This is a genomic window from Streptomyces sp. NPDC052225, from assembly GCF_040679615.1.
Classification (GTDB): Bacteria; Actinomycetota; Actinomycetes; order Streptomycetales; family Streptomycetaceae; genus Streptomyces.
In genome coordinates this window covers 112,780-129,845 of the sequence record NZ_JBFAVD010000017.1, presented here as the reverse complement: position 1 = coordinate 129,845, position 17,066 = coordinate 112,780, and the positions used below count along the sequence as shown (strand labels likewise).

The window sequence follows — 17,066 nt, the reverse complement described above, 5'->3', positions numbered from 1 at the left end:
GGTCAGTCGAGAATGAAGCTCTCCAGGTACGCCGGGTTCGCCCGGTCCAGCATCGACCGCGAGCGGGCCCGGATCTGACGGTCGCTGTGCTCGCTGTCGGGAAGCAGCCAGAACCGGTCCGCCGCGATCCCCTCCGCGACGAAGTCCGCCACCTCCTCCACGGGCGTGAACGCGACCTCCTTGCCGGCCTCCTTCATGGCGGCCTCCCACTGGTCGAGGCTGCGGTAGGGCGTCTTGCGGGGCCGCTCCTTCGCGAACCGGTCGGGCCGGTTGCGGTGCGACTCCCACAGGCCCGTACGCAACATGTGAGGGCCCGGGAAGAGCACCGAGGCACCCACGCGCGCGTGCTCCGCCTTCAGATGCGCGTACAGCGACTCGGTCATCGTCACCACGGCCGCCTTGGTGACCGCGTACACGGACGCCGTCGGCAGCGGCGCGATCCCGCCGTCCCCGGACGAGGTGTTGACGACGTGGCCGGGCTCGCCGCCCGCGATCATCCGGGGCACGAAGGCCTGGATGCCGTGGAAGACGCCCCACACGTTGACGTTGAACGCCCACTTCCAGTCGTTGGGTTCGTGCTCCCACATGCGGCCCTCGGCGCCCGAGCCGACGCCCGCGTTGTTGCACAGCACATGGCAGGCGCCGAACGTCGCATACGTGTCCTCGGCGAGCGCCATCACCTGGTCGCGCTCGCCGACGTCGACCACGCGCGCGTGCACCGTCGCGCCGTCCGCCCGCAGTTCGCCGGCCGCGCTCTCCAGAGCGCCCTTCTCGACGTCGGCGAGCACCACCTTCAGGCCGTCCGCCGCGAACCGGCGCGCCATGGCGAGCCCGATGCCGCTCGCCGCGCCCGTGACGACGGCGACCTGTCCCGCCTCCAGACGCATCAGACGCTCCCCTCGGGCGGCCCGTCGAGGATCTGCTGCGGGTCGTCGTAGCGCTGGTGGATGTACGGGAGCAGGGCCTGCGCGCTGACCCGCTCGACGACCTTGCCGCGCTGGTCGGTGGTCTTCTCGCCGATGGTGATCTCGACGAGGGTGCGCACCGGCAGGTCGGCGACGGGGTCGAACATGGACTCCCGCAGGACGACGTCCCCGGTGACCCGCTCCAGCTTCCTGACCTTCTCGTTGCGCAGGCAGTGCACGAGCACGGGGTCCGCGTCGAAGCCCGAACCGTCCACCGCGGGAAGGAACTTGAAGTAGAAGTCCGTCTTCTGGGTCGGCTCCGGGAGCGGCAGGCTGCCGCTGACGGCGCCGCGCACCTCCACGAAGGCGATGCCGTGCCGGGCGAGCGCGGCCCGCACCACGAGGCCGTCGCGCTCGACGGTGACCTCGCCCAGCTTCTTCGGCTCGCCGAAGACCTCGCGGCCGCCGATCAGGGCCCGCTCGTGGGTCATCGGCATGACGAGCGGATACCAGCCCTCGACGCCGCCGTGCTCGGCCGCGACCGCGACGGAACCCGCGCCGAGCGGATAGCCCGGCAGGTCGACCTTGCTGATGTTGGCCCGCACCAGGGGCCGCGCGGTGGGCTTGAGCGGGGGCGGCAGGACGGCCGCCACCGCGTCGGGATCGGATTCCCACACGGCGACCACGCCGGTGGACCAGATGTCGGGAAGCTTGCTGCTCGCGGTGCGCGCGGCGGCGATCTCCGCCTCGCTGCGCGCTCCGTACCGTACGCGTGCCATGCCGTACCGCCCTTCGTCCGAGACGTGATGGGGGTCGTTCGCGCTGCGTCTGTAACACAGTTACACCGACGCCGATGAAGGGTAAAGACACGTGCACGTACGGGAGTTGAGGGAGGGCGCAGGATGGCACGCGTACCGCTCACCCGGGACGAGGTGCTCGTCGTCGCCGCGGACCTGGTCAAGCAGCACGGCCCCGAGGCGCTGACCATGCGCAAGCTGGCGGCCGAACTGGGCACGGCCGTCACGTCGATCTACTGGCACGTCGGCAACCGGGAGTCGCTGCTCGACGCCCTCGTGGAGCGCACGGTCGCCGACCTCGGCACGATCCGCCCGCGCGGCGCCACCCCCGCCGAGCGCGTCGTCTCCGTCGCCCGCACCCTGCGCCGTCAGCTGCGTGACCATCCTCACCTCGTCGCGATGGTCCATGAGCGCGGCCTCACCGAGCGCATGTTCCTGCCCGCCCAACAGGCCCTGGTGCGCGAGGTGCACGCGGCCGGACTGCGCGGGGCCCGCGCCGCCGACGCCGTACGGGCCGTGCAGTTCCAGGTTGTCGGATATGTCCTGGTCGAGCGGAATCGTGAGCGCGCTCCCGTGCAGCGGCCGGGCGAGGAGGAGCTGTGGGACACGGCCCTCGCGGAGGACGACGCGACGCTGGCCCGCTCCCTGTCCCGGCCCGTCGATCCCGACCGCCTCTTCCTCACCTCCGTACGGGCTCTGGTGAAGTCCCTCCTGGAGGGCGGCAGTTGCTCCTGAGGGCCGGCGGACGGGGCGGGCGGCGATCGGAGTGTCAGTGCGGGCCCGTATCCTCAGGGACCATGCTCGAAGACCGCCCGACCGCAGCGTCCGCAGCCCCCTGGCCGGCCGCGTATCCGCAGGGATACGCGGTCGTCGACGTGGAGACCACCGGCCTCTCCAGGGACGACCGGATAATCTCCGCTGCCGTCTACCGCCTGGACGCGCAGGGCGAGGTCGAGGACCACTGGTACACGCTCGTCAATCCGCAGCGTGACCCGGGCCCGGTCTGGATCCACGGCCTGACGGCGGACGTCCTCGAAGGGGCGCCGCTGTTCACGGACATCGCCGAGGAGTTCGCGGCGCGCCTCGACGGCCGCGTCCTCGTCGCGCACAACGCGGTCTTCGACTGGTCGATGATCTCCCGCGAGTACGCGCGTGCGGAGCGCACCGCCCCGGTGCGTCAGCGGCTGTGCACCATCGCGCTCTCCAAGGAGCTCGGCCTTCCGCTGCCCAACCACAAGTTGGAGTCGCTGGCCGCGCACTTCGGTGTCGTCCAGGAGCGCGCGCACCACGCGCTGGACGACGCGCGCGTGCTCGCGGAGGCGTTCCGGCCGAGCCTGCGGGCGGCCGCCGCCGGCGGCGTGCGGCTGCCGCTCCTGGAGTGCCGGCCGCTCACCGAGTGGTCCGACTCGGCGGTGCCGCGCCAGCCGCAGTCCTCGTACCGCGGTGGCGGTGGCGCCGCGGGCACCTGGCGCCCCTCGCGCAAGCGGCCGGCGTGCCCGTACCCGAACCCGGGCCGCTACGAACCGGACAAGCCGCTCAAGCAGGGCATGCGCGTCGCGTTCTCCGGGGACACGTCGGTCGAGCGGGAGCTGCTCGAGGACCGGGCGGTCGAGGCGGGCCTCCATGTGGCGACGAGCCTGTCGCGGCTGACGAGCCTTCTGGTGACCAATGACCCGGACTCGTACACGTCGAAGGTCGTGAAGGCGAAGCAGTTCGGGACGCCGGTCGTGGACGAGGCGGCGTTCGGCCAGCTGCTGCGCGATGTGGCCCCGGCGGACTAGAGAGCTGGGCTACAGACGGGTGATTGCGGGGCGACTCACCCCGCGCCCGCTCGCCAGGCGGGGTCCCGGCGCCCACCCTGTGGCGCATGGCACGTTGTGAGGTCTGCGGAAACGACTACGGCATGTCCTTCGAGGTGCACGCGCAGGGCGCGGTGCACGTCTTCGACTGCTTCTCCTGCGCCATCCACCGCATGGCGCCCATCTGCGAGCACTGCCGGTGCCGCATCATCGGGCAGGGCGTCGAGGTGGACGGGCACTGGTTCTGCGGGGCGCACTGCTCCCGCGCGGAGGGGAAGGTGGGCATCGTCGACAAGGTCTGATCCCGGTACCCCCCTCATCGCACCCCATGACGCGGTTGTACGGTCATGGGGTGTACCGCTTTCTGTTGACCCGGCAGTGGGTGATCCTCACCCTGGTCGCTCTTCTCCTCATCCCCACGATGATCCGGCTGGGCATCTGGCAGATGCACCGCTACGACGAGCGCTCCGCCCGGAACCAACTGGTCAGTGACGCGCTGTCCGCGAAGCCGGTGCCCGTCGAGGAGATGGATGCCGCCGGGCACGGCGTCACCCGCAAGGAGCGCTACCGCGCCGTGACGGCGACGGGGCACTTCGACACCGACGACGAGGTCGTCGTCCGCCGCCGCACCAACTCCGACGACGAGGTCGGCTACCACGTCCTGACCCCGTTCGTCCTCAAGGACGGCAAGGTCCTGCTGGTCAACCGGGGCTGGATCCCCGCGAACGGCCCGAGCCAGACCGCCTTCCCCAAGATCCCCGCGCCGCCGGCCGGCGAGACCACCGTCACCGGCCGGCTGATGCCGGACGAGACGACCGCGGCGAGCGGCATCAAGGACCTCAAGGGACTGCCCGACCGGCAGATCATGCTGATCAACAGCGCGCAGGAAGCGAAGCGGCTCGGCAAGGAGGTCCTCGGCGGCTACATCGCGCAGACCGCCCCCGACCCCAAGGGCGACACCCCCGAGCTGGTCGGCAAGCCCGGCAAGGAGGACTCCGCGCTGAACCTCGCCTACGCCTACCAGTGGTGGCTGTTCGCCGCCGCCGTGCCGGTCGGCTGGGTCGTCCTGCTCCGGCGCGAACTGCGGGACCGGCGCCGCCGCGCCGAGGCCGAGACCGTGGACGAGGTGCCCGCCGCGGTCGGGTGAGGTCGGCGGGCCGCAGATTTTATGCAGCCACCGGCCCCGGGCGGGGCACACGTGATACGTGCATCCACGTATCGAGGACTACGCCCTCATCGGCGACGAACAGACCGCGGCCCTGGTCGGCCGGGACGGCTCCGTGGACTGGCTGTGCCTGCCGCGGTTCGACTCCCCCGCCTGCTTCGCCGCGCTGCTCGGTGACGAGGACAACGGCCACTGGCGACTCGCGCCCCGGGGCGCGAAGGAGTGCACGCGGCGCGCGTACCGCCCCGGCACCCTCGTGCTCGACACCGAGTGGGAGACCGACGAGGGCAGCGTCCGCGTCACCGACCTGATGCCGCAGCGCGACAAGGCACCGGACGTCGTCCGTGTCGTCGAGGGGCTCAGCGGCCGCGTCACGATGCGCGGCACGCTGCGGCTGCGCTTCGACTACGGATCCGTCGTGCCGTGGATGCGCCGCTCGGACGGGCACCGGGTGGCCGTCGCGGGCCCCGACTCGGCGTGGCTGCGCAGCGAACCGGCCGTGCGCACCTGGGGCGAGTCGTTCTGCACGCACTCCGAGTTCACCGTCGAAGAGGGCGAGAAGGTCGCCTTCGTCCTGACCTGGCACCCCTCGCACGAGCCGCGCCCGCCCCTCGTCGACCCGTACGAGTCGCTGCGGCACAGCGTGGAGGACTGGCAGTCGTGGTCCGACCGCTGCCGCTACGACGGCCCGCACAAGGATGCCGTCCTGCGCTCCCTGCTGACCTTGAAGGCACTCACCTTCACGCCGACCGGCGGGATCGTGGCGGCCCCCACCACCTCGCTCCCGGAGGAGATCGGCGGCGTACGGAACTGGGACTACCGGTACTGCTGGCTGCGCGACTCCACGCTCACCCTGGGCGCCCTGGTGTCGGCCGGGTACCTGGAGGAGGCCGAGGCGTGGCGCGACTGGCTGCTGCGCGCCGCGGCCGGCGCCCCCGCCGACCTCCAGATCATGTACGGGCTCGCGGGCGAACGGCGGCTGCCCGAGTACGAGCTGCCGTGGCTGGAGGGCTACGACGGATCGAGTCCCGTACGTGCCGGGAACGACGCCGTGGGACAGCTCCAGCTCGATGTGTACGGGGAGGTCGTGGACTCGCTCGCCCTGGCGCGCAGATTCGGCCTCAAGGCCCAACCCCACGCCTGGCGGCTCCAGTTGGCGCTGCTCGACTTCCTGTACGAGGCGTGGCGCGAGCCCGACGAAGGGCTGTGGGAGGTGCGCGGTCCTCGCCGGCACTTCGTGCACTCGAAGGTGATGGTCTGGGTCGCCGCCGACCGGACGGTGCGGGCCATGGAGGACGACCCGCGGCTGCCCGGCGACATCGACCGGCTGCGCAAGCTGCGCGACGACGTCCACCGCGATGTGTGCGAGAACGGCTACGACGCGGAGCGCGGCACCTTCACCCAGTTCTACGGTTCCGACGAACTCGACGCCTCCCTCCTGCTCATCCCGCGCGTGGGCTTTCTGCCGCCGGACGACCCGCGCGTCGTCGGCACGGTCGACGCGGTGCGCGCCGAGCTGTCGCACCACGGGTTCCTGCGGCGCTACAGCTCGGACGAGACCGCCGTCGACGGGCTGCCCGGGCACGAGGGCACGTTCCTCGTCTGCTCGTTCTGGCTGGCGGACGCGCTGCACATGACGGGCCGCACGAAGGAGGCGCGCGAGCTGTTCGAACGGCTCGTGGCGCTCGGCAACGACGTGGGGCTGCTCGCCGAGGAGTACGACCCGGTGGCGCGGCGCCAGCTCGGCAACTTCCCGCAGGCGTTCAGCCACATCGGCATGGTGGGCACCGCGCTGACCCTGTTCGGCACCGCGCGGGACGGAGAGGCAGGATAGGAGCCATGGATCTTGGACTGAAGGACCGTGTGTACGTAGTCACCGGCGCCACCCGCGGCCTCGGCAACGCCGCCGCGCGTGAGCTGGTCGCCGACGGGGCGAAGGTCGTCATCACCGGGCGCGACGAGCAGAAGGTGAAGGACGCGGCGGCCGAGCTCGGCCCGAACGCGTTCGGGGTCGCGGCCGACAACGCCGAGCCGCAGGTCGCGGAGCGGCTCATCGGCGTCGCGCGCGAGCAATTCGGCGGCTTCGACGGGGTGCTGGTCAGCGTGGGCGGGCCCGCGCCCGGGTTCGTCGCGGACAACACGGACGAGCAGTGGCAGGCGGCGTTCGAGTCAGTGTTCCTCGGGGCGGTGCGGCTTGCGCGGACCGCGGCGGCCGAGCTCGGCGAGGGCGGGGTCATCGGGTTCGTGCTCTCCGGCTCCGTGCACGAGCCGATCCCCGGGCTGACCATCTCGAACGGGCTGCGGCCCGGTCTCGCCGGGTTCGCCAAGTCCCTTGCCGACGAGCTGGGGCCGCGCGGGATTCGGGTGGTGGGGCTGCTGCCGGCGCGCATCGACACGGATCGCGTGCGCGAGCTGGACGGGTACTCGGCTGATCCGGAGGCCACTCGGACTGCCAATGAGGCGCGGATTCCGTTGCGGCGGTACGGGACGCCTGCGGAGTTCGGGCGAGCCGCGGCGTTCTTCCTGTCGCCGGCTGCTTCGTATCTGACGGGGGTCATGCTGCCGGTGGACGGTGGGTTCCGGCACGGGTTCTGACGCTGATCGTCCCGTCGTGGGACACGGGACTTCGTCCCGTCGATCGCCCTTCGGGCTCGTCCTCAATCACCGGACGGGCTTGATGTGTGACGGGCAAGATCGAGGCGGTCAACTGACCCTCTCCGCGCGGTGTTTGACCGCGCGGAGGCGGACCTCGGCCGGGAGGGTCGCCAGGCCCGCCGAGTTCTTCGCCTCGGTCAGGGCGTCGTCGCTGAGCAGGGTGAGGGCCTCGCCGGGGGCCGCGTGGGACTCCAGCGTGAGGCTCACGCGGGCCTCGGGGGCCGAGCGGCGGCCGGTCAGGGCGACGGCGGCGCGGGCGACCCCGTCCAGCGATTCGGCGCCGCTCACCAGCACGCTCTCCAGGGCGCGGCCGCGCAGCAGCGCGCCCTCGCCGTCGCCCGTGTCGACCAGGACCTCGGTGAGCCTGCGCCGCCTGAACTGCGCGACGAACCACCACAGGGCGAGCAGGACGACGACGGCCAGGACGGCGATGACCGTCGGCCACCACCAGCCGTCGCCGCGCCACCGGTCCCGGTCCGCCTCGCTGAGCAGCACGTCGTGCGGCCCGTCGTGGATCCACCAGGACGGCGGGTTCACACCGAGTCCGACGGCGAGCACCGAGCCGCCGCCGAGGACCAGGACGAGGCCGAGCAGGCCGAGCACGATCCGGTTCACGGTCTTCAGCACGCCGCTCATCCCTTCTTCCCGGGCCGCGCCACATGCACCGAGAGCGCGGGGGCGCTGCCGAGCCCCAGCTCCTTGATGCCGTTGCCCAGAGTGGTGTCCAAGTCGGCCCGTACGTCGTCGAGTTCGCGGAAGTGCGACAGTGCCCGCACATCCACCTTGGAACGCTTCACACGGACCCGTACGGACTGCACGCCCGACACCTCCATCGCACGGTCGCGCAGCACCATCGCGGCGGCGTCCCGGTTCAGTCCCGCGCGGACGTCGGCGTGGGTGCGGCGCATCGGCAGGAGCGCGCGCAGGCCGGGGGTCGCCGCGAGGACGATCAGCCAGAGGCCGAGCGCCGCGGCGACGCCCGCGCCGACCAGGACGGCGGTGTCGTCGAGCGGCCGCGTCGCCAGTTCGTCGGCGAGGGAGCCGCGCCAGGACATGGCGTCGTGTCCGGCGCGCACCGCGGCGATGTCGTAGAGGAGCAGCCCCGTGCCACCGAGGAGCACCAGGGCCGCGAGGGCCGCGGGGACGCGCCGCGCCGACCAGAACCGGCCCGGCTTCTCCTCGCCGGCCAGGGTGGGGTGCGGTTCGTACGCCGCCGCCGACTCCGACTGGTCGCCGAACTCGCCCTGGCCGCGCTCGACGACGGGCAGGCGCTCGGTGGGCTCGCTCATCGGATCCTTCCCCGGTCCGTTCCGCGCGTCCGGGCCGAGTGCAGCCGCTCCACCTGAACGGCCACCTCCGGCACCTCCATCCCCGCCAACGCCCTTACCCGCTCGGCGACTTGGCGACGCACCCGACCGCACTGCGCGCCGATGTCCGCCGGGTAGTCGAGCTCCAGGCTGACGCGGACGCGCGCGGTGTCGTGGTGCACGGTGACTGTGGCGTGCGGCGGTGCACCGTCCTCGGGGACGGTGACCAGCGCCTCACGTGCCGCGTACGCGGCGATCTTCGCGACGACCCGGTCGGCGATCCGGGTCGCGCCGCGCTCCGCGGGCGCGACCTGTGCCGCCATGGGTCACCGCCGCCGATCGCCGCGCGTACGGAAGAACTCGCCGGGTTCCAGGTCCCCCTCGAGAAACCGGCCCGCGACGAAGCCGATGGCGCCCAGCGCCGCCACCAGCAGGAAGGCCCCGAAGCCGCCGAAATATCCGGCGAACCCGAGAGCCATGCCGGCGATCATGCCGATCACGGCCAGATTCATCGTGTGCTCCTCCTACGTCTCTCCGGTGCGGACCCGGTGGTCATTGGAGCCGTGACTCCGGCTCGTCCTCTTCCTCGTCCGGCAGCTTCACGTCGCTGACGGCGATGTTCACCTCGACGACCTCGAGGCCGGTCATGCGCTCCACGGCCGCGATCACGTTCTCCCGTACCGCGCGCGTGGTGTCCGAGATCGACACGCCGTACTCGACGACGATCTCCAGGTCGAGCGCCGTCTGGACCTCTCCGACCTCGGCCTTCACACCGCGCGACACGGACTTGGTGCCGCCCGGCACCCGGTCGCGGACCGCGCCGAACGTGCGCGACAGGCCACTGCCCATCGCGTGGACGCCGACGACGTCGCGGGCCGCGAGCCCGGCGATCTTCTCGACCACGCCGTCGGCGATGGTGGTGCGCCCGCGGCTCGCGGGGTCTCCCCCGCCGCGCTTGGTCACATTGGTCTTGCCGGTGGGGGCCACGGTCGAGGCCCCGGACGTCTCACCCGGCTTCTGCGTGGTGTCGCTCATCGGGCCGTCCCCTCTGTCTGGGAGGTGGGGTGTTGCATTCTTTTGCCCACACTAAGTGCGGTTACCCGGGACCGCGCCCGGGATGGGGCAGCCTGGGGACCATGACGGTTGACCGATGGGGACAGGCAGTGCGGCAACAGCTCGGACTGGGCAGATTGCTGCCGTTGGGCGGACCGGGTGACGGCGCGTGGATCACGGAGCCCGCGGCGCGCGCGGCGCTGAGCCGGGCGGTGGAGGAGGTGCGCGGCGTTCGCCTCGGGGCGCTGCGCCTGGATCTTGCGGACCCGGAGGCCGCGGACGAGCCGGCGGTGCCGGCTCCGCCGAGCGCGCTGCCGCCGGGGCCGCTGCGGATCGAGGCGCAGTGCGCGGCGACGGCGGAGGAACCGCTGCCGGCGGCGGCCGGGCGGCTGCGGGACGCGCTGGCACGGGCGGCGCGCGACCGGCTCGGCCTGGTGATCGCGGAGGTGGATCTCCAGGTCACGGCGCTGCTCGACGAGGATCCGGCGCCGCAGGAGGACGAGGCGGAGCCCTCGGAGCCGGAGCCGGCCGGCAAGCAGTCCGCAGAGGGTGACGAGGGCCGGGTCGCCGAGGCCGCGCTCGCGGTGCCCGGCGTGGTCCGGCTGACCGGGTCGCTCGGCGGTCTCGGCCGCGCGGTGCACATCGAGTCCCGCCCCGCCGAGGCGGCCGCGTCCCTGCCGCGCCGTCATGTACGGGTGGAACTCGCGGTGTCGCCGGACGCGCGCGCCCTGGACGTGGCGCGGGCCGTCCGGGAGGCCGTGGCGACGGCTCTTGCGGACGGCCCGACGGTCGCGGTCCTGGTGACGCGGTGACCCGGTGACCCGTGGCGGAGGGTGCTACTCGCCGACGCCCGCGAGGTCACGCAGCCGGCGGCCCTGCGCGGCGCGCTCGGCCGTCCGCTGCTCGTCGAAGGTGCGGCCGCTCACGCCCTGGAGCAGCGCCTTGGTCTCGATCACGGCGTCCCGGGGCGCGGCGACGAGCGCCGCGACCAGGTCCTGCGTCGCGGCGTCCAACTGCTCGGCGGGCACGGCCACGTTGGCCAGACCACTGGCGACGGCCTCGTCGGCATGGACGTAGCGCCCGGTGACGCAGATCTCGAGGGCGCGCGCGTAGCCGACCAGGGAGACGAGCGGGTGCGTGCCCGTCAGGTCCGGCACCAGGCCGAGGCTGGTCTCGCGCATGGAGAACTGCACGTCGTCGGCGACGACGCGCAGGTCACAGGCGAGGGCGAGCTGGAATCCGGCGCCGATCGCATGCCCCTGGACCGCGGCGACGGACAGGATGTCGCTGCGCCGCAGCCAGGTGAAACCGGCCTGGTACTCGGCGATCGTCGCGTCGAGGACGTCGTCGGCGCCGCGTGCCAGGTCGATGAAGGACGGCTCGCCGTCGAACCCTTCAGGCGTGAACGCCTGACGGTCCAGGCCGGCGGAGAAGGACTTGCCTTCGCCGCGCAGCACGACCACCCGTACGGAACCCGGCAGGACACGGCCGGCCTCGCTCAACGCCCGCCACAGCGCGGGACTCTGGGCGTTGCGCTTGTCCGGATTGGTCAGGGTCACCGTGGCGATCGCGTCGTCAACGGTGAGCCGGACGCCGTCCTGGTCGAGCAGCGGTGCGGGCTTGGTCATCTGGACCTCCGGGTCTGCGCAGTCGTACGCAACACACGAGCGTAAGTGACTGCACAGTAACCACCCGGCCGATCAGAGAACCGACCGGGTGGTCACCGAGGGAGCCAGTGAGCAGAACGAGCCGTGGGGAGCGTCAGCTCGCCGCGGCCTTCTTGCCTCGCGTGGCCCCACCGCGACCTCGCAGCGTGACCCCGGACTCGCTGAGCATCCGGTGGACGAAGCCATACGAGCGGCCGGTCTCCTCGGCCAGTGCCCGGATGCTCGCACCGGAGTCGTACTTCTTCTTCAGGTCTGCCGCGAGCTTGTCGCGCGCGGCGCCGGTTACCCGGCTGCCCTTCTTCAGAGTCTCGGCCACCCGTGCCTCCTCATGGGAAGTGCGCTCTGGATTTCCCATGATCACCCCTTGCGGCCTTCCTGGCCACCCATTCGGCAAGGTCCGTAGGCCGGGAATTCCGGGGCGCGAGGCGATCCACACGAGTGGAATCAGGGGTTCCGGTGGCCTTTCCCGGGTCCGGGAAAGGCCCCTGGGAAAGAACCGGCAGGTCAGCGACTGCCCAGGCGCCGCAAGGGCTGTGGGGTCCCGGGCGGGCCCGGATCCGTGTAGGACACACCGCGGTACGAGGCGATCTCACTCAGATGAAGGATCACGGATCGGCCGAATGATCCATACGGAGTGGATCAGCCGGTGACCAGTCAGTGGATCAGCTATTCGATCAAGCGGTGCTGACGTCAGGCGAGCGCGACGAGGTCCGCGTAGCCCTGGCCCCACAGGTCCTCGACACCGTCCGGGAGCAGGATGATCCGCTCCGGCTGGAGCGCTTCGACGGCGCCCTCGTCGTGCGTGACGAGGACGACGGCGCCCTTGTAGGTGCGCAGCGCGCCGAGGATCTCCTCGCGGCTCGCCGGGTCGAGGTTGTTCGTGGGCTCGTCGAGCAGCAGCACGTTCGCCGACGACACCACGAGGGTGGCGAGGGCGAGACGGGTCTTCTCGCCGCCGGAGAGGACCCCGGCCGGCTTGTCGACGTCGTCGCCGGAGAAGAGGAACGAGCCCAGCGTCTTGCGCACCTGGATCAGGTCCAGGTCGGGGGCGGCCGAGCGCATGTTCTCCAGGACCGTGCGCTCCGGGTCGAGGGTCTCGTGCTCCTGCGCGTAGTAGCCGAGCTTGAGGCCGTGGCCCTTGATGACCTGGCCGGTGTCGGGCTCCTCCGCGCCGCCGAGCAGGCGCAGCAGGGTCGTCTTGCCCGCGCCGTTGAGGCCGAGGATGACGACGCGCGAGCCCTTGTCGATGGCCAGGTCGACGTCCGTGAAGATCTCCAGGGAGCCGTACGACTTCGACAGGCCCTCGGCCATGAGCGGCGTCTTGCCGCACGGCGAGGGCTCGGGGAAGCGCAGCTTGGCGACCTTGTCCTGCTGGCGCACCTCCTCCAGGCCCGCGAGGAGCTTGTCGGCGCGCTTGGCCATGTTCTGCGCGGCGACCGTCTTGGTGGCCTTGGCGCGCATCTTGTCGGCCTGCGCGTTGAGGGTGGCGGCCTTCTTCTCGGCGTTCTGGCGCTCGCGCTTGCGGCGCTTCTCGTCGGCCTCGCGCTGCTGCTGGTAGAGCTTCCAGCCCATGTTGTAGACGTCGATCTGGGCGCGGTTCGCGTCCAGGTAGAAGACCTTGTTGACGACCGTCTCGACCAGGTCGACGTCGTGGGAGATCACGATGAAGCCGCCGCTGTACGTCTTCAGGTAGTCGCGCAGCCAGACGATCGAGTCCGCGTCCAGGTGGTTCGTGGGCTCGTCGAGCAGGAGCGTGTCCGCGTCGGAGAAGAGGATGCGGGCCAGCTCGATACGGCGGCGCTGACCACCGGAGAGCGTGTGCAGGGGCTGGCCGAGCACGCGGTCGGGGAGGTTCAGCGCGGCGGCGATGGTGGCGGCCTCGGCCTCGGCGGCGTACCCGCCCTTGGTGAGGAACTCCGTCTCCTGGCGCTCGTACTGCTTGAGGGCCTTGGTCTGCGTGGCGCCCGTGCCGGTCGCGATGCGCTGCTCGTTCTCGCGCATCTTGCGGATCAAAGTGTCCAGGCCGCGGGCGGAGAGGATGCGGTCGCGGGCGAGGACGTCGAGGTCGCCGGTGCGCGGGTCCTGCGGGAGGTAGCCGACCTCGCCGGAGCGGCTGATGGTGCCGCCGGCCGGGATGCCCTCACCGGCCAGGCACTTGGTCAGCGTGGTCTTGCCTGCGCCGTTGCGGCCGACGAGGCCGATGCGGTCGCCCTTGGCGACACGGAACGTGGCGTTCTCGATGAGGATGCGGGCGCCGGCGCGCAGTTCGATGCCGGATGCGGTGATCACGAAGACTCCAGGACAGGATTAACGGCTTACTGACGAGCAAGGGCCAGGGCGAGGGCCGGTCGGCGCCGCTAATGCACCCAGAGAAGAAACGTCATACGAGCCAGTTTAACGGTGGGATGCAAGCGGATTTCCCGCGCGCCCCGGGTGCCGGGACGCGGGCAGGTCGTTGCCCAGGGGCGTGCGCCGGGGAACGATGCGGCCGAGGCCGTCCACGGCCACGATCCGCTCGGTCCAGGGGACGGCGGGATCCGTGCAGGGCTGCGCGACGAGGACCGCTTTTTCGCGCCTGACGTAGTCGGCCGGTTCGAAGACGCAGCCCGCGCGCGCGGGCAGCACCCAGCGCAGGTCCCCGTCCGCCGTGCGGTACGCGGCGATCCGCCGGGGCGTGACGACCGCGAGCATCCGGGTGTCGGCGTCCAGCGGCTGGAGGACCCCCGCGCCGTCGCGCGCGCCGGGGGTGCGCAGCCAGGGCGCCGCGTCGGGGATCGCCCGGTGCCAGCGCACACCGCGGCCCGCGGCGCGTTCGGTGTCGGTGACCATGCCGTCGCTCCAGAGGGCGAAGGCCCGGCCCGGTGCGGCGAGGACGGTGAGGGGGCGGCGGCCGTCGCGGGTGTGGCGCCAGCGGACGCCGGTGTCGTCGTACGCCTCGACCGCCCGGCCGCGCGTGCGCAGCTGGGGCTCGGGCGCCGCGGCGACGCGCGCGTACCGCGTGAGGTGGTCGCCGTAGGCGGTGGGGCGGACCTGGTGGGCGGCCGTGACCAGCGGGAGCGCGAGCAGGGCGCCGAGCACCGGCAGGAGGAGGGCGGCGCGGGGACGGCGGCGGGGCGCGGGCGGCGGGGCGACGCGGGAGACCGGTACGTGGCCCGCCTCTGTTGTCACGTCGAGTGCCACGTCGAGCGGAACGACCGCCACTGCTCCCCCTTTTTTGTGCCGTTTTCGTCGCCTTCGGCCACGATCCGGCGCAGAGCGTAGCCGCGGGGCGCGCGGCCAGCTCCCCGGCGCGTGACGACACGGCGTGCACGACGGCGCGCGTTCCCCCGTTCGGCCCCCGCATCAGGCCCTCCATGGAGGGCACGTAACAGGATGAAGTGGTCGATCCCCCAGCTCTCTGCAAGAGACAAGAAAGCGGTGCGGCATGCAGTTCGACGACGATGCGAATCTGGACACCTCGGAGGTCCAGGACGTGCGGGGCAGCCGGGTCCCGGGCGGGAAGGCGACCATCGGGGGCGGGCTCGTCGGGCTGATCGCGCTGTTCTTCGGGCTCTTCTTCGGCACGGACGAGTTCGGGCTCTCCTCCGACGGCACCGGCACCCCGGCGACGTCGGTCTCCAGCGCGGCGCAGGTGCAGCAGCACTGCCGTACGGGATCGGACGCGAACACCAAGGACGACTGCCGGATCGTCGCGGTGGTCAACAGCGTGCAGGACTTCTGGCGCCCGGAGTTCCAGCGCAGGGGCGGCACGTACACGCCCGCGTCGACCGTCTTCTTCACCGACCGGGTGTCCACGGCGTGCGGCGCGGCGACCTCGGCGGTCGGGCCCTTCTACTGCCCCGGCGACCGGAAGGTCTATCTGGACCTCGGCTTCTTCGACGAGCTGCGCACCAAGTTCGGCTCCAGCGGCGGGCCGTTCGCGCAGGCGTACGTGGTGGCGCACGAGTACGGGCACCACGTGCAGAACCTGATGGGGACCCTGAAGCGCTCGCAGGACGGGCGCACCGGGCAGAACAGCAACGCCGTGAAGGTGGAGTTGCAGGCCGACTGCTACGCCGGGGTGTGGGCCCGCAACGCCACGCGCACGCCGGACGAGTCGACCGGCAGGCCGCTCATCACGAACCTGACCGACGCCGACATCCGCGACGGCCTGGACGCCGCCGCCGCGGTCGGCGACGACCGGATCCAGGAGCGGTACCAGGGCCGTGTGACGCCCGAGTCGTGGACGCACGGCTCGGCGCAGCAGCGCCAGCAGTGGTTCTACCAGGGCTACAAGAGCGGCGACATGGCGCAGTGCAACACGTTCAGGTAGGGCGTCAGGCCCCGCCGGTGTGGACCTGGAAGGCCGCGCGGCGGACCGCCTTCGCGAGCGCCGGGTCCGGGTGGGCGGCGGCGAGGGCGACGAGGACCTGAACCGTGCGGGGGTGGCCGACGGCGCGGACCTCCTCGATCAGCGCGGGCACGGTCGGCTGCACCGCGGACTCCAAGTGCCGTACGAGCAGGGGGGCTTCGCCGTGGTCGGCGACGGCGGCGGCCGTGTCGACCCACAGCCACGTCGCCTCCTCCCGGGTGAGGACCGTGTGGACGTCCTCGGGGTCCGCGCCCTCGTACTCGGCGAGCCACAGCAGGGCGTAGGGGCGCAGGGCCGGGTCGTCGGCGGCGCGGCGGACCTCGGGTTCGGCGGGGGCGCCGACGACGCGCAGCGCCTCGAAGGCGAGGCCGCGCAGCAGGGCGTCCTCGCCACCGGCCGCGTCGACGAGCTCGGTGACGGCGGTGCCGACGTCACGGGCGGCTAGCCAGGCGCGGTACTCGGAGCGGGCCGCGTTCGGCCGCAGCCGCGCGCAGCCGCGCAGCATGTCCTCGGCGGAGACCTCGATGTTCCCGGCCGGGGACTGGGCGGCGACGCAGATCTGCTCCAGCTTGACCCAGACCGCCCAACTGCCCAGCGGGGTGAGGGTGGCGTGCCCGTCGGCGTACGTGAGCGCGCTGACCGAGGCGAGGCCGTTGAGCGCCCAGTCGAGGAGCGGGAGGAGCGGGGTGTCCTCGGGCGGCGTCGGTTCCGGCTGCGGTCCGAAGGGGATCTCGCAGCGCTCCGTACGGAGTTCGGTGACGCGCTGGTCGAGCAGGTCGAGGAGCTGGTCGACGGCGACCGGGCCCGCCATCAGCTGGAGGAAGGAGAGCAACTGCGGTACGGCTTCGACGACTTCGGCGACGGCGGCGGGCTCCAGGGAGTCCGGCGCGGGGTGCACGAGGGACCAGGCGTCGAACAGGGCGACCCAGCCGCGCAGCACGGCCGTGTCGTCGCGGTCCCAGGCGCGCAGCCGCCAGCCGGGGCGTGCGGTGTCGCCGTGCACCTCGACGAGGCCGGCGAGGCGTGCGGTGTCCCAGTCGGCGCGGACCTGGGCCACCGTGAGGTCGAGGTCGTCGGCGGCGCGGCGCGCGGTGGCGTCGGCGAGGGTGCCGAGGCCGTCGCCGGCGGCCGTGGTGTTGCCGGGGCTCAGCGCGGCGTCGGCCCAGCGGGCCACGCGGACGGCGGCGGCCAGACACTGGCGGGCGGTGCGGGCCAGCTCCGACGGGGGCGGGGTGCCCTCCGGCGGGCGGGGTGCGGGGCGGCGCTCGGCCGCGGGCCTGGGGGCCGGCGCGGCCAGGGGCTGGCGGCGCGGGCGGACAAGTCGGAGCCTGGAGTCGCGCGGAGTACGGGACGTCACCGGAGCAGTC

General features: G+C 72.4%; 20 protein-coding genes. 8 read left to right on the top strand and 12 right to left on the bottom strand.

The window, feature by feature from the left end:
- Positions 1-2: 2 nt before the first annotated feature.
- Positions 3-887: an SDR family NAD(P)-dependent oxidoreductase gene (locus AB0L37_RS24270; protein ID WP_365509098.1), complete on the bottom strand. Its 885-nt coding sequence runs from the start codon at positions 885-887 to the stop codon at positions 3-5.
- The gene (locus AB0L37_RS24265) at positions 887-1,684 is read right to left on the bottom strand and encodes an acetoacetate decarboxylase family protein (protein WP_365509095.1); all 798 of its coding nucleotides are present in this window, start codon (positions 1,682-1,684) and stop codon (positions 887-889) included. Before AB0L37_RS24265 ends, AB0L37_RS24270 begins: the two co-directional genes overlap by 1 nt.
- Positions 1,685-1,807: 123 nt before the next feature.
- On the opposite strand from AB0L37_RS24265, the gene AB0L37_RS24260 reads away from it, so the two are divergent.
- The 6 genes from AB0L37_RS24260 to AB0L37_RS24235 all read left to right on the top strand — a co-directional run bounded on the left by AB0L37_RS24260 (position 1,808) and on the right by AB0L37_RS24235 (position 7,261).
- Positions 1,808-2,437 carry a TetR family transcriptional regulator gene (locus AB0L37_RS24260; RefSeq protein ID WP_365509092.1) on the top strand — a complete coding sequence of 210 codons (630 nt, stop codon included), beginning with the start codon at positions 1,808-1,810 and terminating at the stop codon, positions 2,435-2,437.
- 62 nt (positions 2,438-2,499) lie between these two features.
- Complete coding sequence (locus tag AB0L37_RS24255; RefSeq protein WP_365509089.1) at positions 2,500-3,483, top strand: DEDDh family exonuclease; 984 nt, start codon at positions 2,500-2,502, stop codon at positions 3,481-3,483.
- 86 nt (positions 3,484-3,569) lie between these two features.
- Positions 3,570-3,803, top strand: coding sequence for a hypothetical protein (locus AB0L37_RS24250; RefSeq protein ID WP_255966985.1), 234 nt, complete (start codon positions 3,570-3,572; stop codon positions 3,801-3,803).
- A 50-nt stretch (positions 3,804-3,853) separates the two neighbouring features.
- Positions 3,854-4,648: an SURF1 family protein gene (locus tag AB0L37_RS24245; RefSeq protein WP_365509085.1), complete on the top strand. Its 795-nt coding sequence runs from the start codon at positions 3,854-3,856 to the stop codon at positions 4,646-4,648.
- Between the two features lie 58 nt (positions 4,649-4,706).
- On the top strand, positions 4,707-6,500 hold the full coding sequence (locus tag AB0L37_RS24240; RefSeq protein ID WP_365509082.1) for a glycoside hydrolase family 15 protein: 1,794 nt from the start codon (positions 4,707-4,709) through the stop codon (positions 6,498-6,500).
- A 5-nt stretch (positions 6,501-6,505) separates the two neighbouring features.
- Positions 6,506-7,261 carry an SDR family oxidoreductase gene (locus AB0L37_RS24235; protein WP_365509080.1) on the top strand — a complete coding sequence of 252 codons (756 nt, stop codon included), beginning with the start codon at positions 6,506-6,508 and terminating at the stop codon, positions 7,259-7,261.
- A 108-nt stretch (positions 7,262-7,369) separates the two neighbouring features.
- On the opposite strand, the gene amaP is transcribed toward AB0L37_RS24235, so the two are convergent.
- The 5 genes from amaP to AB0L37_RS24210 are packed head-to-tail and all read right to left on the bottom strand — an operon-like array spanning position 7,370 to position 9,663.
- Positions 7,370-7,957, bottom strand: coding sequence for an alkaline shock response membrane anchor protein AmaP (gene amaP / locus AB0L37_RS24230; protein ID WP_365509077.1), 588 nt, complete (start codon positions 7,955-7,957; stop codon positions 7,370-7,372).
- Entirely contained in the window at positions 7,954-8,610 is a 657-nt protein-coding gene (locus AB0L37_RS24225; protein ID WP_365509074.1) for a DUF6286 domain-containing protein, read from the bottom strand. Before AB0L37_RS24225 ends, amaP begins: the two co-directional genes overlap by 4 nt.
- Positions 8,607-8,951: a hypothetical protein gene (locus AB0L37_RS24220; RefSeq protein ID WP_365509071.1), complete on the bottom strand. Its 345-nt coding sequence runs from the start codon at positions 8,949-8,951 to the stop codon at positions 8,607-8,609. The genes AB0L37_RS24225 and AB0L37_RS24220 overlap by 4 nt, the downstream gene beginning before the upstream one ends.
- Positions 8,952-8,954: 3 nt before the next feature.
- On the bottom strand, positions 8,955-9,140 hold the full coding sequence (locus AB0L37_RS24215; RefSeq protein ID WP_127830364.1) for a hypothetical protein: 186 nt from the start codon (positions 9,138-9,140) through the stop codon (positions 8,955-8,957).
- A gap of 40 nt (positions 9,141-9,180) precedes the next feature.
- A complete protein-coding gene (locus AB0L37_RS24210) occupies positions 9,181-9,663 on the bottom strand; it encodes an Asp23/Gls24 family envelope stress response protein (protein ID WP_365509068.1) in 483 nt (160 codons plus the stop codon).
- Positions 9,664-9,764: 101 nt separating this feature from the next.
- On the opposite strand from AB0L37_RS24210, the gene AB0L37_RS24205 reads away from it, so the two are divergent.
- Positions 9,765-10,493, top strand: a complete 729-nt coding sequence (locus tag AB0L37_RS24205; protein ID WP_365509067.1) for a nucleopolyhedrovirus P10 family protein — start codon at positions 9,765-9,767, stop codon at positions 10,491-10,493.
- Positions 10,494-10,517: 24 nt separating this feature from the next.
- Here AB0L37_RS24205 and AB0L37_RS24200 read toward each other — a convergent pair whose 3' ends face one another.
- The 4 genes from AB0L37_RS24200 to AB0L37_RS24185 all read right to left on the bottom strand — a co-directional run bounded on the left by AB0L37_RS24200 (position 10,518) and on the right by AB0L37_RS24185 (position 14,549).
- Complete coding sequence (locus AB0L37_RS24200) at positions 10,518-11,309, bottom strand: enoyl-CoA hydratase/isomerase family protein (protein ID WP_365509064.1); 792 nt, start codon at positions 11,307-11,309, stop codon at positions 10,518-10,520.
- Between the two features lie 133 nt (positions 11,310-11,442).
- A complete protein-coding gene (locus AB0L37_RS24195) occupies positions 11,443-11,664 on the bottom strand; it encodes a helix-turn-helix domain-containing protein (RefSeq protein WP_018533414.1) in 222 nt (73 codons plus the stop codon).
- Positions 11,665-12,038: 374 nt separating this feature from the next.
- Positions 12,039-13,637: an ABC-F family ATP-binding cassette domain-containing protein gene (locus AB0L37_RS24190; RefSeq protein ID WP_365509061.1), complete on the bottom strand. Its 1,599-nt coding sequence runs from the start codon at positions 13,635-13,637 to the stop codon at positions 12,039-12,041.
- Positions 13,638-13,742: 105 nt separating this feature from the next.
- A complete protein-coding gene (locus tag AB0L37_RS24185) occupies positions 13,743-14,549 on the bottom strand; it encodes a hypothetical protein (protein ID WP_365509058.1) in 807 nt (268 codons plus the stop codon).
- A 223-nt stretch (positions 14,550-14,772) separates the two neighbouring features.
- On the opposite strand from AB0L37_RS24185, the gene AB0L37_RS24180 reads away from it, so the two are divergent.
- The gene (locus tag AB0L37_RS24180) at positions 14,773-15,660 is read left to right on the top strand and encodes a neutral zinc metallopeptidase (RefSeq protein WP_365509056.1); all 888 of its coding nucleotides are present in this window, start codon (positions 14,773-14,775) and stop codon (positions 15,658-15,660) included.
- Between the two features lie 4 nt (positions 15,661-15,664).
- On the opposite strand, the gene AB0L37_RS24175 is transcribed toward AB0L37_RS24180, so the two are convergent.
- The gene (locus AB0L37_RS24175) at positions 15,665-17,056 is read right to left on the bottom strand and encodes a hypothetical protein (protein WP_365509053.1); all 1,392 of its coding nucleotides are present in this window, start codon (positions 17,054-17,056) and stop codon (positions 15,665-15,667) included.
- Positions 17,057-17,066: the final 10 nt, after the last annotated feature.

Excerpts from the sequence above, each read along its gene's own strand:
- AB0L37_RS24270 (WP_365509098.1), bottom strand. The coding sequence starts at position 887 with ATGCGTCTGGAGGCGGGACAGGTCGCCGTCGTCACGGGCGCGGCGAGC.
- AB0L37_RS24265 (WP_365509095.1), bottom strand. The coding sequence starts at position 1,684 with ATGGCACGCGTACGGTACGGAGCGCGCAGCGAGGCGGAGATCGCCGCC.
- AB0L37_RS24260 (WP_365509092.1), top strand. The coding sequence starts at position 1,808 with ATGGCACGCGTACCGCTCACCCGGGACGAGGTGCTCGTCGTCGCCGCG.
- AB0L37_RS24255 (WP_365509089.1), top strand. The coding sequence starts at position 2,500 with ATGCTCGAAGACCGCCCGACCGCAGCGTCCGCAGCCCCCTGGCCGGCC.
- AB0L37_RS24250 (WP_255966985.1), top strand. The coding sequence starts at position 3,570 with ATGGCACGTTGTGAGGTCTGCGGAAACGACTACGGCATGTCCTTCGAG.
- AB0L37_RS24235 (WP_365509080.1), top strand. The coding sequence starts at position 6,506 with ATGGATCTTGGACTGAAGGACCGTGTGTACGTAGTCACCGGCGCCACC.
- amaP (WP_365509077.1), bottom strand. The coding sequence starts at position 7,957 with ATGAGCGGCGTGCTGAAGACCGTGAACCGGATCGTGCTCGGCCTGCTC.
- AB0L37_RS24225 (WP_365509074.1), bottom strand. The coding sequence starts at position 8,610 with ATGAGCGAGCCCACCGAGCGCCTGCCCGTCGTCGAGCGCGGCCAGGGC.
- AB0L37_RS24220 (WP_365509071.1), bottom strand. The coding sequence starts at position 8,951 with ATGGCGGCACAGGTCGCGCCCGCGGAGCGCGGCGCGACCCGGATCGCC.
- AB0L37_RS24215 (WP_127830364.1), bottom strand. The coding sequence starts at position 9,140 with ATGAATCTGGCCGTGATCGGCATGATCGCCGGCATGGCTCTCGGGTTC.
- AB0L37_RS24210 (WP_365509068.1), bottom strand. The coding sequence starts at position 9,663 with ATGAGCGACACCACGCAGAAGCCGGGTGAGACGTCCGGGGCCTCGACC.
- AB0L37_RS24205 (WP_365509067.1), top strand. The coding sequence starts at position 9,765 with ATGACGGTTGACCGATGGGGACAGGCAGTGCGGCAACAGCTCGGACTG.
- AB0L37_RS24200 (WP_365509064.1), bottom strand. The coding sequence starts at position 11,309 with ATGACCAAGCCCGCACCGCTGCTCGACCAGGACGGCGTCCGGCTCACC.
- AB0L37_RS24180 (WP_365509056.1), top strand. The coding sequence starts at position 14,773 with ATGCAGTTCGACGACGATGCGAATCTGGACACCTCGGAGGTCCAGGAC.